The sequence below is a fragment of the Sphaerisporangium cinnabarinum genome, from assembly GCF_055567015.1.
Map to the genome: position 1 here is coordinate 16,069 of NZ_JBVHRG010000002.1, position 13,301 is coordinate 29,369.

Genomic DNA, 13,301 nt, shown 5'->3' on the forward strand with positions numbered 1-13,301 from the left:
CCGGGGCGCGCGGCCGGGCCGACGGCGTCCCCACCTCGTTCCGACACCGCGCGACCGCAGCGTATTCCCGGGAGCGGGCGCGGGCACGCGTGGGATGATCGTCCGTGGCCCACAGGCCGCCGTCGAGGCCGACCGGCCCGACCACGAGACCGAGGAGATGCAGTGCCCGGAGAGAACCTCACCCGCGCCGAGGCGAGCGAGCGCGCGGCGATCGTCGACGTCCAGTCCTACGAGGTCGACCTCGACCTCACGACGGGGGCGACGACGTTCGCGTCGACGACCGTGGTGCGGTTCACCGCGACCGAGGGCGCGAGCACGTTCGTCGACCTCGTCGCGCCGACCGTGCGCGAGGTCGTGCTCAACGGCCGCCCGCTCGACCCGGCGCAGGTGTTCGCCGACTCGCGCATCGCGCTCGACGGCCTCGCGGCCGACAACGAGCTGCGCGTCGTCGCCGACTGCGCGTACACGAACACGGGCGAGGGCCTGCACCGGTTCGTCGACCCCGTCGACGGCGAGGTCTACCTCTACACGCAGTTCGAGGTCCCGGACTCGCGGCGCGTGTTCGCCGTGTTCGAGCAGCCCGACCTCAAGGCCACGTTCGCGTTCACGGTCACCGCGCCCGCGGCGTGGGAGGTCGTGAGCAACCAGCCGACGCCGGCACCCGAGGCGCTCGGCACGAAGGCCGACCCGACCGGCACCGGCGCCGGCGACGTCGAGGTCGCGCGCTGGGCGTTCGAGCCGACGCCGCGCATCTCGTCGTACATCACCGCGCTCGTCGCGGGTCCCTACGTCGTGGAGCGCAGCGAGCTCACGTCGTCCGACGGCCGCACGATCCCGCTCGGGGTCTTCTGCCGCGCGTCGCTCGCCGACCACATGGACGCCGACTACGTGTTCGACAAGACGCGCGAGGGCTTCGCGTTCTTCGAGTCCGCGTTCGAGCACCCGTACCCGTTCGACAAGTACGACCAGCTCTTCGTGCCCGAGTACAACATGGGCGCGATGGAGAACGCCGGGTGCGTGACGTTCACCGAGACGTACGTCTTCCGGTCCAAGGTCACCGACGCGGTCAAGGAGCGTCGCGTCGTGACGATCCTCCACGAGCTCGCGCACATGTGGTTCGGCGACCTCGTGACCATGAAGTGGTGGAACGACCTGTGGCTCAACGAGTCGTTCGCGGAGTACGCGTCGACGCTCGCGACCGCCGAGGCGACCGAGTGGCGCGAGGCCTGGACGACGTTCGCCGCGATGGAGAAGTCCTGGGCCTACCGCCAGGACCAGCTGCCCTCGACGCACCCCATCGTCGCGACGATCAACGACCTCGAGGACGTGTTCGTCAACTTCGACGGCATCACCTACGCCAAGGGCGCGTCGGTGCTCAAGCAGCTCGTCGCGTGGGTCGGCAAGGAGCAGTTCCTCGCCGGCGTCGCGGCCTACTTCCGCAAGCACGCATGGGGCAACACGGAGCTGCGCGACCTGCTCGTCGAGCTCGAGACCACGAGCGGCCGCGACCTCACCGCGTGGTCCGCGCTGTGGCTGGAGACCGCGGGCGTGAACACGCTGCGACCCGAGTTCGACCTCGACGCCCACGGCCGCTTCACCACCTTCTCCGTCGTGCAGACGGCGGCCGCCGACCACCCGACGCTACGCCCGCACCGGCTCGGGATCGGCTTCTACGACGTGCAGGAGGTCGACGGCGAGCAGGTCCTGACCCGCGTGCACCGCACCGAGGTCGACGTGGCCGGGCCGCGCACCGAGATCCCCGAGCTGCTCGGCCTCGACCGCCCGCAGCTCGTCCTGCTCAACGACGACGACCTCGCGTACGCGAAGATCCGCCTCGACCCCGCGTCGCTCCAGGTCGCGACCGAGCACCTCGCGGACCTCGCCGACCCGCTGGCCCGCTCGCTCGTCTGGGGCTCCGCGTGGGACGCGACGCGCGACGGCGAGACCCCGGCCAGCGACTACGTGCGCCTCGTGCTGGGCAACATCGCCCGCGAGACCGAGTCGACGACGATCCGTACGACGCTCAACCAGCTCGCGCTCGCCGCGAAGACGTACGTCGCGCCGGAGCGCCGCGAGGAGACGCTCGCGCACGTCGGCGACGTGCTCTGGTCGCTCGCGCAGGACGCCGCCCCCGGCTCGGACCTGCAGTTCCAGCTCGTGAAGTTCTTCGCGCACCTCGCGTCCACGCCCGCGCACGGCGAGGCGCTGCGGTCGCTGCTCGACGGCTCCGCGGCCCTCGACGGGCTCGAGATCGACACCGACCTGCGCTGGGAGATCCTCGAAGGGCTCGTCCTGCTCGACCTCGCGGACGACGCCGAGATCGAGGCGACGCTCGACGCCGACTCGACCGCGACGGGTCAGCAGTCCGCCGCGCGGGCCCGCGCGACCGTGCCCACCGCCGCGGCGAAGCGCGCCGCGTTCGACCGCCTCGTGGGCTCGGACGACGCCCCCAACGCGATCGTCCGCGCCACCACGCTCGGGTTCCAGCACGTCAACGACCCCGAGTCGCTCGCCCCGCTCGTCGGCGCGTACTTCGACGCGCTGCTCCCCCTGTGGGACCAGCGGTCGTACCACATCGCCGAGGCGCTGGTCACGGGCCTCTACCCCGCGCCGCTCGCGAGCACGGTGCTGCGCGACGCGACGCAGGAGTGGCTCGACGCCAACGCCGACGCCGCCCCCGCGCTGCGCCGGCTCGTCGTGGAGAACCTCGCCGGCGTCGAGCGCGCCCTCGCCGCCCAGGCCGCCGACGCCTGACCCGCCGGGCCGGCGCCCCGCACGACCCCGCGCCGGGTCGCTCCGTCCGACGGAGCGACCCGGCGCTCGTCGTCCCGGGCGGGTCCGCGACCAGGCGGTACCGGCGCGTCGAGCAGGCGGTCCCGGCGCGTGCGGCGGTCAGGACGGGCCAGGACGGCCTGCTCGGCCGGTCAGAGGGAGTCGTTCATCGCCTTGGCGAGCGAGCGCAGGCGGGCGGAGTCGAAGAGGTCCTCGAGCAGGACGAGGTTGCCCGACGAGTCGCCGAGCGGCACCTTCCAGTTCGGGTACTCCTGGTCCGTGCCCGGCTGGTTCTGCGAGCGGCGCTCCCCCACGGCGTCGGCCAGCGAGACGCCGAGCAGCACGGCCGGGGTGCTGCGGACGAGGCGGTGCAGGGCCTCGACGAGCTCGCGCTCGGACGGGTCCTCGCCCACGAGCGAGCGCTCGCGCAGGAACGCGATCATCGCGTCGCGCTCGGCACGGGCGGCCCGTCGCACGTCGGCGACGTCCTCCGTCAGCACGCCCAGACGGTCCCGCAGCTCGACGTGCTCGCCCGCGAGGTACCCGGCGGTGGGCGGCAGGTCGTGCGTCGTGACGGTCGCGAGCGCGAGGCGCCGGTAGTCCTCCGGGGGCAGCGGCCGGCCGTCGTCGGTCTTCTCGAACCACAGGACGGACGTGCCGAGGACGCCGCGGTCCGCGAGGTAGTCGCGCACCCAGGGCTCGAACACGCCGAGGTCCTCGCCGATGACCATCGCGCCCGCGCGGTGCGCCTCGAGGCACAGGATGCCGACGAGGGCCTCGTGGTCGTAGCGGACGTACGCGCCCGCGTCGGCGCGCGCGCCGCCCGGGATCCACCACAGCCGGAACAGGCCGATGACGTGGTCGATCCGGATCGCGCCCGCGTGCCGCAGGACGGTGCGCAGCATGTCGCGGTACGGGGCGTACCCGGCCCGCGCGAGCGCGCGCGGGTGCCACGGCGGCTGGGACCAGTTCTGCCCCTGCTGGTTGTACATGTCCGGGGGCGCCCCGACGGACACCCCGGTGGCCAGCACGCCCCGGTGCGACCAGACGTCCGCGCCCTCGGGGTGCACGCCGACCGCGAGGTCGTGCATGATCCCCACCGACATCCCCGCCTCGCGCGCCGTGCGCTGCGCGACGCGGAGCTGCTCGTCGGCCACCCACTGGAGCCAGCAGTAGAACTCGACGCGGTCGGCGAGCTGCTCGCGCAGCGCCGCGACGGTCGGGCCGTTCGGGTCGGACGCGCCGGGCGGCCAGTCGCGGTCGCCGTAGTGGTCGGCGAGCGCGCACCACGTGGCGAAGTCCTCGAGCCCCTTGCCCTGCTCGGCGCGGAACGCGTCGAGCGACGCCTGCCGGGCGGTCGACCGGGGCGCGGTGAACACGACCTCGAGCGCCGCCTTCTTGGCCTCCCACGCGGCGTCGCGGTCGATGGGGCCGGGGTCGGTGTCGAGGTCGCGCACCGGGTCGAACGCCCACTCGACGAGCGAGCGGTCGGCCGCGGACAGGTACCCCGTCTCGCGGATGTCCTCGACCCTGATGTACAGCGGGTTGACGAAGCGGCGGCTCGTCGGGAGGTAGGGCGAGGGCGTCATCGGGGTGCGGGGCTCGGCGGCGTGCAGCGGGTTGACGAGGACGAAGTCCGCGCCGGCCTCGTGCGCGGCGAGCCAGGCCAGGTCCGCCAGGTCGGCCAGGTCGCCGACGCCCCAGGACGCGCGCGACCGCACCGAGTACAGCTGGGCCATGAAGCCCCACGCGCGGCGTTCCGCGACGGCTGCGGGCAGCTCGAGCCGCTGCGGCGTCACGACGAGCGTCGCGCGCGCGTGGGCGCCGTCGCTCTCGGCGTGCAGGTCGTGCCACCCGAGGGGCAGGTCGGCCGGGATCTCGAACGTCGCGCGGCCGACGCGCCGACCGTCGACCGTGCGCGGCTCGACGAACAGGTCGAGCTGGCCGAGGTCGCGGCGCTCGCGCGCAGGGCGCGCGGCGTGGTGGCCGGCCGCGCCGCCGTGGCGACCCTGCTCGGCCTCGAGCTCGACCCAGACGTCGACGGCGGAGCCGTCCTGGACGTGCACGGGGACCGGCACCGCGTCCCCCTGCCGGACGACCACGGTCGGGGGCAGCATCTGGCGCCACGCGTCGTCGCGCGAGTGCTCGAGGCTGACGGCGACCTTCTCCGGGGACGACGCGGGGACGCCGAGGGCCTCCAGCACGGCGACGAGGGTCGAGGCCCGGACCTGGCGGCGCGTCCCGTCGAAGTCCCAGAAGTCGGACGCGACGCCGTGGGCGTCGGCCAGCTGCACCAACGGCTCGGGCAGGTCCGTCTGCGGGGGTTCGCTCACGCCTGCATCCTGCCAGACCAGGGCCTTGCGGGCAGGACGATCGCCCGGCGTGCCCGGGGCGCTCTCATGTGCCCCGGGTACCCTGCCCGCATGTCCCTCCCCCTTCTCGCTCCTGCCGTGCGCGCGCCCGCGGAGGTCACGGAAGAGCTCGCCAACGGCTTCGACGCGAGCAACCCCGACGACTGGTTCGAGTGGTTCGTCGGCCTCCCGCTGCGCGTGCTGCTCATCGTCGTGATCGGCGCGCTCGTCCTCGCGGTCGTGCGCCGGCTCATCCGCCGCGTCTCCGAGCACATCGCCGAGGGCACGCCCACGCTCCGGGGCAAGCGGCTCAAGGGCCTGGGCCGGTCCGAGGTCGGCACGGTGCTGCTGCGCGCCAACCCGCTCGCGAGCGCCCGTCGGGCGCAGCGGGCGCGGACCGTGGGCTCGGTGCTGCGCTCGACCGCGAACATCGTCATCGGCGCGACGATCGTGCTCATGGTCCTCACCGAGCTCGGCGTGAACATCGCGCCGTTCCTCGCGTCGGCCGGGATCGCGGGCGTCGCGCTGGGCTTCGGCGCGCAGAGCCTCGTGAAGGACTTCCTCTCGGGCACGTTCATGCTCCTCGAGGACCAGTACGGCGTGGGCGACACGGTCGACTTCGGCGAGGTCACGGGCACCGTCGAGGAGGTCGCGCTGCGCGTGACGAAGGTCCGCGACGGCAACGGCACGCTGTGGTTCGTCCGGAACGGCGAGATCCTGCGCACGGGCAACAAGACCCAGGAGTGGGGACGCGCGGTGGTGGACGTCCGCGTCGCGTACTGGGCCGACGTCGAGGCCGTGCGCGCGGCGCTGCTCGCGGCCGCCGAGGACGTCGGGAGCGACCCGGTGCTCGGCACGTACTTCCTCGAGCCGCCCGAGGTCACGGGCATCGAGGCCATGACGGCCGAGGCCCTGCAGCTCAAGGTGCAGGTGAAGACGCAGGCCGCGATGCAGTGGGAGGTGGCGCGCGCGCTGCGCTCGCGCGTCCGGCAGGCGCTGTCCGACGCGCGCATCCCGCTCGCCGGGGCGCAGCAGGTGGTCGTCCTCGACCACTCCCCGTCCCTGCCCGACGACCGGGCAGACGCGCGGTCCGGCACAGGGCCCGACGACCGGCCCGACGACCGGCCCGACGACACGGACGACAGGTCCGCGCAGGCGGCCCGCGAGAGGCGCGGCGCCGCCGCGGCGACCGTGGTGCAGGACGCGGCGGGCGGCCGGGCGTCCTGAGCCGCGCGGCGCCGTCGGGCACGACCTCGACGGCGCCGGTCCCTCCGTGCGGAGGGACCCGGTGGAGGCTCAGCGCAGGCCGTCGAGCTCCGCGGCGAGGTTGTCGGCCTCCGGGCCGACGATGACCTGGACGACGCGGCCCGAGCGCACGACGCCGAACGCGCCCGTCGCCTTGAGGCGCGCCTCGTCCACGAGCTGGGGGTCCGTGACCTCCACGCGCAGGCGCGTGATGCACGGCTCGAGGTCGACCACGTTGCCCTGACCCCCGAGGGCGTCGAGGATGTTCTGTGCCTTCTGGTCCGAGGGGGTGCTCATCGAAAGTGTCTCCTGAGGCGAGTCGCGGGTGGGGATCCGCGCGGGGGATCCGGGGTGTCGGGGTGCCGAGCACCTGGGAACAGCCTAGTCTCCTGGCGAGGTTGTCACCGGATCGACGCGGCCCCGCAACGCCCCCGCAACAGGGACGTGCACGGCGGCCTGGCGGTCGACCGTGACGGGCACGCGTGCGCACCGGCCCGGGCACCCGGGTCGCACGCCCGAGGCGGACAGGAGCGAGGGTCGTGACGGGCGGAACCGAGGACGAGGCACGGCAGGTCATCACGGGCATCGGCGTGTGCCCCGGCACGGTCGTCGGGCCGGTGGTGCTCATGCCGGAGGCGATCGACGAGCCGGCACCCGGGCTGCGGATGGGCCCGCGCGAGGACCACGAGGCGCAGGCCCGGCGTGTCGACGCCGCGGCGGAGCAGGTCGCGGGCGACCTCCAGCGCGCGGCCGACGCCGCCGACGGCGACGCGCGCGACGTGCTCGAGGCGACGGCGGCCATGGCGGCCGACCCCACGCTCGCGGCCGACGCGCGGCGCCGCGTGCTCGACGAGCACCTCGTGCCCGAGCGCGCGGTGTGGGAGGCCGCGGAGGAGGTCGTGCGGCAGTTCACCGAGCTCGGCGGGTACTTCGCCGAGCGCGCCCGCGACGTCGCGGACGTCCGCGACCGCCTCGTCGCGGCCCTCACCGACCGTCCCGCGCCCGGGGTGCCCGAGCACGCCGAGCCGTTCGTCCTCGTCGCGTACGACCTCGCGCCGTCGGCCACGGCCGCGCTCGACCCCGCGCGCGTGCTCGCGATCGTCACCGACGGCGCCGGGCCGACGTCGCACACCGCGATCGTCGCGAACGCCAAGGGCATCCCCGCCGTCGTGGCGGCCACGGGGGCGAGCGCGGCGCTCGCCCCGGAGGACGTCGTCCTCGTCGACGGCGCGGCGGGGACCGTCGTCGTGCACCCGTCGCCCGAGCAGGTGGCCGCGGCGCGGGCCCGCTCGCAGCAGGTGCGCACGTTCGACGGCACGGGTCGCACGCGCGACGGGCACCGCGTGCAGCTCCTCGCGAACGTCGGCGACCCGGCGGGCGCCGCGGCGGCGGCCGCGTCCGGCGCGGAGGGCGTCGGGCTGTTCCGGTCCGAGTTCTGCTTCCTGGACCGCGAGCAGCCGCCCACCGTCGAGGAGCAGGTCGCCGCCTACCGCACCGTCTTCCACGAGTTCGGCGGGCGCAAGGTCGTGATCCGCACCCTCGACTCCGGCGCGGACAAGCCGCTGCACTTCCTCACGGTCGACGACGAGGAGAACCCGGCGCTCGGCGTGCGCGGGCTGCGCACCGCCGCCCGCTGGCCCGAGCTCCTCGAGCAGCAGCTCGACGCGATCGCGCAGGCGGCCGCGGCCGAGGAGGCCGAGGTGTGGGTCATGGCGCCCATGGTCTCGACCGTCGGGGAGACCGAGTGGTTCGTCGAGCGCTGCCGCGCGCACGGGCTCGACGTGGCGGGCGTCATGGTCGAGGTCCCGAGCGCGGCCCTGCTCTCCGGGCCGATCCTCGCGCGCGCGGCGTTCGCGTCCATCGGCACGAACGACCTCACGCAGTACACGATGGCCGCGGACCGGCTCCTCGGGTCGCTCGCCGAGCTGAGCGACCCGTGGCAGCCCGCCGTCCTCCGGCTCGTCGAGGCGACGTGCGCGGGCGGGGCCCAGCAGGGCCGGCCCGTGGGGGTGTGCGGCGAGGCGGCGTCCCAGCCGGTGCTCGCCGTCGTGCTCGTCGGGCTCGGGGTGTCGTCGCTGTCCATGACGGCCCGCGCCATCCCCGACGTCGCGGCGCTCCTGCGCGAGGTCGACGTCGACGAGTGCCGACGGCTCGCGCGCCTCGCGGTCGAGGCGGAGAGCGCGGCGGAGGCGCGCGCCGTCGTCCGCGAGAACCTGCCGGTGCTCGCCGAGCTCGGGCTGTGACGTGCGCCCGGACCGCCCCGGGCGGCGGCTCCGGGCTCGGGAGCGCGCCGCGGCCGGTGCGATGATGGGCCGGTGACGACCGAGCCCACCCCCCGCCCGACGCTGCCCGTCGCCGGCCTCTCGAACGGCGCGCCGGCCGGCCCCGCGGGCGCGGCCGCGCCGGTCCGCCCGAGCCGCACGTTCTACGACGAGGTCGGCGGCCACGAGACGTTCGTGCGCCTCGTCGACGCGTTCTACGAGGGCGTCGCGGACGACCCGGTCGTGCGGCCCATGTACCCCGAGCAGGACCTCGGCCCGGCGCGCTGGCGGCTCACCGCGTTCCTCGAGCAGTACTGGGGCGGCCCGACGACGTACAGCGAGCAGCGCGGGCACCCACGCCTGCGCATGCGGCACGCGCCCTTCAAGGTCAACCCCGACGCGCGCGACCGCTGGCTCGCGCACATGCGCGCCGCCGTCGACACCCTGGACCTGGCGCCGATCCAGGAGGCGACGCTGTGGGACTATCTGGAGCGCGCGGCGCACTCCCTCCTCAACACCTTCGAGGACTGACCGACCCGCCGCCCGAGCGAAGGAGCCCCCACCCGTGACCCCCGAGCCCACCCCGCCGTCGACCTCGTCGGCCTCCCCCGGCCCGACGTCGGACACCGCCCCGCGCGAGCAGGTCCCGAACCCGCTGCACCACCTCCTCGACGTGCTGCGCCTCGAGCGGGTCGGCGACGGCGACGGGTCGGCCGCCGACCCGGAGCACTTCCGCGGGGTCTCCGTGCACCAGCCGACGGGCCGCGTCTACGGCGGGCAGGTGCTCGCGCAGGCGGTCCTCGCCGCGGGCCGCACGGTCCCCGAGGGCCGGCTCCCCCACTCCCTGCACGGGTACTTCCTGCGACCCGGTGGCCTCGACGTGCCGATCGACTTCGCGGTCGAGCGGCTGCGCGACGGGCGCTCGTTCAGCGCCCGCCGGACGCACGCGATCCAGCACGGCAAGCCGATCCTGTCGATGATCTCCTCGTTCCAGGAGGAGCAGGGCGGCATCGAGCACTCGTCCGAGATGCCCGACGCCCCGGCGCCCGAGGACGTACCGTCCGCGCTCGACGTGCTCGGCGGCATCGACCACCCCATCGCGCGGTTCTGGTCGCACCACTCGGCGTTCGAGCTGCGGCACGTGGGCGGGTCGCTCTACCTGCACCCGGACCACGAGCCCAAGGACCACCAGATGGTGTGGATGCGGGCGCGGGGCGACGTCGGCGACGACCAGCTGCTGCACCGCGCGCTCATGGCGTACGCGTGCGACCAGGTGATGCTCGAGCCGATCCTGCGGCAGGCGGGCACGAGCTGGGTCACGCCCGACATGTCGATCGCGAGCCTCGACCACGCGATGTGGTGGCACCGCGACGCACGCGTGGACGAGTGGCTGCTCTACGTCCAGTCGGCCCCGAGCGCCCAGGGCGGCCGCGGTCTCGGCGCGGCGCGGGTGTTCGCGCAGGACGGCACGCTCGTCGCGTCGATCGCCCAGGAGGGCATGGTCCGCCTCCCCGCGCTCTGACGGGCGACGGACGCGCGTCGGCCCGACACTGTCCTGGTGCGACTGCGCCGCGTGACCGTGACCTCGCCGGGGTACACCCGCCGCCCCAAGGGCGACGCGTGGGTGTTCCTCGACGTCGAGGGCCTGCCCCTGGCCGACGAGGAGGAGGTCGTGCGGTGCGAGCGCCTCGCGGTCCCGCCCGCGTGGTCCGACGTCTGGATCTGCCGGTACCCCAACGGGCACATCCAGGCGTTCGGCCGGGACGTCGCCGGGCGCGGCCAGTACCTCTACCACGAGCAGTGGCAGGTGCGGCGGTCGCGCCGCAAGCACGACCACGTGCTCGACGTCGGCCGTCGCCTGCCCGCCGCCCGGCGCCGGGTCGCGCGCGAGCTCGAGCTGCCCGGCATGCCGCGCGACAAGGTGCTGGCGCTCGCGTTCCGGCTGCTCGACCTCGCGTACTTCCGGGCGGGCGGCGAGATCTACGCGAAGCAGAACAACAGCTACGGCCTCGCCACGATCCGCAAGGAGCACGCGCGCGTCCGCCGCGACGGGAGCGTGCACTTCCACTACCCGGCGAAGTCGGGCCAGGTGCGCGACGTGGTCGTCGACGACCCGGTCGTCGCCGAGCTCGTGACGACCCTCAAGCGGCGCCGGGGCGGCGTCGAGCTGCTCGCCTGGCGCGACGTGGACGCGACCGGCAGCGCCGTGTGGCACGACGTCACGAGCGCCGACGTGCAGGCCGGCATCAAGGAGCGGCTGGGCGACGACGCGACGCCCAAGGACTTCCGCACGTGGCACGCGACGGTGCTCGCGGCGCGCGCTCTGGCCGACGCCGGTACGGCGCCCGCGTCCGAGCGCGCCCGGCGCCGGGTCGTCACGGGGATCGTCAAGGACGTCGCGGAGGAGCTCGGAAACACGCCCGCCGTGGCGCGGTCGTCGTACATCGACCCGCGGCTGTTCGACCTGTGGGAGCGCGGCGAGACCATCGGGTCGACGCGCTCGCAGGCGCGCGCCGAGCGCGAGGTCCTGGAGCTGCTCGGATGAGGGCCGCGGTCACCGGGGTCACCGGGTACGTGGGCGGGCGGCTCGTGCCCGAGCTGCTCCGCGCCGGCTTCGAGGTCCGTGCGCTCGCCCGGCACCCCGAACGGCTCGCGGGCCGCGAGTGGGCGGACGACGTCGAGCTCGTCGAGGCGGACGCGAGCGACCTGGACCAGATCCGGGCGGCGCTCGAGGGCGCCGACGTGGCGTACTACCTCGTGCACTCGCTCGGCACCGGGCGCACGTTCGAGGTCCGCGACCGGCGCACCGCGCTGACGTTCGCCCGCGCGGCGCGCGAGGCCGGCGTGCGACGCATCGTCTACCTCGGCGGGCTTTTCCCCGACGTGCCGGAGGGCGAGCTGTCGCCGCACCTCGCGTCGCGCAAGGAGGTCGGGGAGATCCTGCTCGCGTCGGGCGTCCCGACGACGGTGCTGCGTGCCGCGGTGATCCTCGGGTCGGGCTCGGCGTCGTTCGAGATGATGCGCTACCTCACCGAGCGGCTCCCGGCCATGACCACCCCGAAGTGGGTCGACAACCGCATCCAGCCGATCGCGGTCCGCGACGTCCTGCGCTACCTCGTCGGCTCGGCCTCGATGCCCGACGACGTCTCGCGCGGCTTCGACATCGGCGGTCCCGACGTGCTCACCTACCGCGACATGATGCAGCGCTACGCGCGCGTGGCGAACCTCCCCCGGCGCCGGATCGTCAGCGTGCCCGTGCTCACGCCCCGGCTGTCGTCGCACTGGGTGGGGCTCGTGACGCCCGTGCCGAGCGGCATCGCGCGACCTCTCGTCGAGTCGCTCCAGCACGAGGTCGTGTGCCACGAGCACGACATCGCGCAGTACGTGCCCGACCCGCCCGAAGGGCTCATCGGCTTCGACCGGGCCGTCGAGCTCGCGCTCGAGCGCATCCACGACGGCGAGGTCACGACGCGCTGGTCGTCGGCGTCGGTGCCGGGTGCGCCGTCGGACCCGCTGCCGAGCGACCCCGACTGGGCGGGCGGCTCGCTCTACGTGGACGAGCGCCGCACCGTCGTGGACGCGCCGCGCGAGGTGCTCTGGCGCGTGATCGAGGAGATCGGCGGGCAGGGCGGCTGGTACTCGTGGTCGCTCGCGTGGCGCGTGCGCGGCCTCATGGACCGGGTCGTCGGCGGGCCGGGCCTGCGCCGCGGCCGGCGCGACGAGCGCTACCTCCGCGTCGACGACGAGCTCGACTGGTGGCGCGTCGAGGCGATCGAGCCCGGCCGCCGGCTGCTGCTGCGTGCCGAGATGCGGCTCCCGGGCCTCGCGTGGCTCGAGCTGCGCGTCGACGAGGCCGCGGCCGAGCTCCCGGACGCGACCGACCCCGACGCGCCGGGCCCTTCCCCGGAGGACGCCAGCGGGCCGGGCCGCACGTACTTCGCGCAGCGCGCGCTGTTCCACCCCCACGGGCTCGCGGGCCAGCTCTACTGGTGGGCGGTCAAGCCGTTCCACGGCGTGGTGTTCGGCGGGATGCAGCGCAACGTCGCCGAGGCCGCCGAGCGCGCCGCCCGCAGCGGCCGCCCCTCCGCGGACCGGCCCGGCGCGGGCGCCGGACCCGGTCGAGGGACGGGCTGACCGGGGCGGCGGCGCGCGCCGCCGTCCCGAGGGCTCAGCGGCGCCGACGGAACGTCAGCGGCTCCTCGACGAACGGCTCCCACGCCGCGCGCTCGGCCTCGCTGATGCGCCGGGGCGAGCCCGTCGCGGCGTCGACCACGACGATCGTCGTCGCGGCCTTCGCGTACGGGGCCCCGCCCGAGGTGGGGCCGGTGCGCTCGAAGCGCGCTGCGCCGTCGTGCACCTCGTAGCAGACCTCGAGGCTGGCCCCGCCGAGGTGCCCGATCCACAGCTCGACGCGGACGGGCGTGCGCGTGAAACCGAGCGGGCGCAGGTACTCGATCTCCTGGCGCGCGACGAGCGTGTGGCTCGTCGCGTGGGGGCCGGTCTCCAGGACGGCCGTCGGCCAGGCGTCCTCGCCCGCGTCCGGGTGGGTCCAGAACGCGGTGATGCGGGCGTCCTCCAGCAGGCGGAACATCTCGACGTTGTTGACGTGCGCGTACGCGTCGAGGTCCGACCACCGCAGGGAGACGGGGACGTGCAGACGGGTCATGGAGGG

At 74.9% G+C, this 13,301-nt stretch carries 9 protein-coding genes and 1 pseudogene; 7 read left to right on the forward strand and 3 right to left on the reverse strand.

The genetic code is table 11. The annotated features are described in order from the left end of the window. Nucleotides 1-162: 162 nt before the first annotated feature. The gene (gene pepN / locus ACZ4MO_RS03090) at nt 163-2,754 is read left to right on the forward strand and encodes an aminopeptidase N (protein WP_175008165.1); all 2,592 of its coding nucleotides are present in this window, start codon (nt 163-165) and stop codon (nt 2,752-2,754) included. Nucleotides 2,755-2,924: 170 nt separating this feature from the next. Here the strand turns inward: pepN and malQ are convergent, their stop codons facing one another. Then, complete coding sequence (gene malQ / locus ACZ4MO_RS03095; protein ID WP_175008164.1) at nt 2,925-5,105, reverse strand: 4-alpha-glucanotransferase; 2,181 nt, start codon at nt 5,103-5,105, stop codon at nt 2,925-2,927. Nucleotides 5,106-5,195: 90 nt separating this feature from the next. On the opposite strand from malQ, the gene ACZ4MO_RS03100 reads away from it, so the two are divergent. After that, nucleotides 5,196-6,350, forward strand: coding sequence for a mechanosensitive ion channel domain-containing protein (locus tag ACZ4MO_RS03100; RefSeq protein WP_175008163.1), 1,155 nt, complete (start codon nt 5,196-5,198; stop codon nt 6,348-6,350). A gap of 69 nt (nt 6,351-6,419) precedes the next feature. Here ACZ4MO_RS03100 and ACZ4MO_RS03105 read toward each other — a convergent pair whose 3' ends face one another. Then, nucleotides 6,420-6,701 (reverse strand): PTS sugar transporter subunit IIB, encoded by a 282-nt coding sequence (locus ACZ4MO_RS03105; protein WP_255181276.1) that lies wholly within the window; start codon nt 6,699-6,701, stop codon nt 6,420-6,422. A gap of 206 nt (nt 6,702-6,907) precedes the next feature. Between ACZ4MO_RS03105 and ptsP the strand changes: the two genes are divergently transcribed. The 5 genes and pseudogenes from ptsP (at nt 6,908) to ACZ4MO_RS03130 (ending at nt 12,763) form a co-directional block, all read left to right on the forward strand. Further along, a complete protein-coding gene (ptsP, locus tag ACZ4MO_RS03110; RefSeq protein WP_175008162.1) occupies nt 6,908-8,611 on the forward strand; it encodes a phosphoenolpyruvate--protein phosphotransferase in 1,704 nt (567 codons plus the stop codon). A 213-nt stretch (nt 8,612-8,824) separates the two neighbouring features. Beyond that, nucleotides 8,825-9,157 (forward strand): annotated as a pseudogene (locus ACZ4MO_RS03115) (globin); the annotation flags it as partial. A gap of 37 nt (nt 9,158-9,194) precedes the next feature. After that, nucleotides 9,195-10,151: an acyl-CoA thioesterase gene (locus ACZ4MO_RS03120; RefSeq protein ID WP_175008161.1), complete on the forward strand. Its 957-nt coding sequence runs from the start codon at nt 9,195-9,197 to the stop codon at nt 10,149-10,151. 36 nt (nt 10,152-10,187) lie between these two features. Further along, nucleotides 10,188-11,174 (forward strand): DNA topoisomerase IB, encoded by a 987-nt coding sequence (locus ACZ4MO_RS03125; protein ID WP_499278598.1) that lies wholly within the window; start codon nt 10,188-10,190, stop codon nt 11,172-11,174. Continuing rightward, nucleotides 11,171-12,763 carry a DUF2867 domain-containing protein gene (locus ACZ4MO_RS03130; RefSeq protein WP_175008159.1) on the forward strand — a complete coding sequence of 531 codons (1,593 nt, stop codon included), beginning with the start codon at nt 11,171-11,173 and terminating at the stop codon, nt 12,761-12,763. The genes ACZ4MO_RS03125 and ACZ4MO_RS03130 overlap by 4 nt, the downstream gene beginning before the upstream one ends. Nucleotides 12,764-12,797: 34 nt before the next feature. Here ACZ4MO_RS03130 and ACZ4MO_RS03135 read toward each other — a convergent pair whose 3' ends face one another. Next, on the reverse strand, nt 12,798-13,295 hold the full coding sequence (locus ACZ4MO_RS03135) for an acyl-CoA thioesterase (protein ID WP_043658693.1): 498 nt from the start codon (nt 13,293-13,295) through the stop codon (nt 12,798-12,800). Between the last annotated feature and the right edge of the window lie 6 nt (nt 13,296-13,301).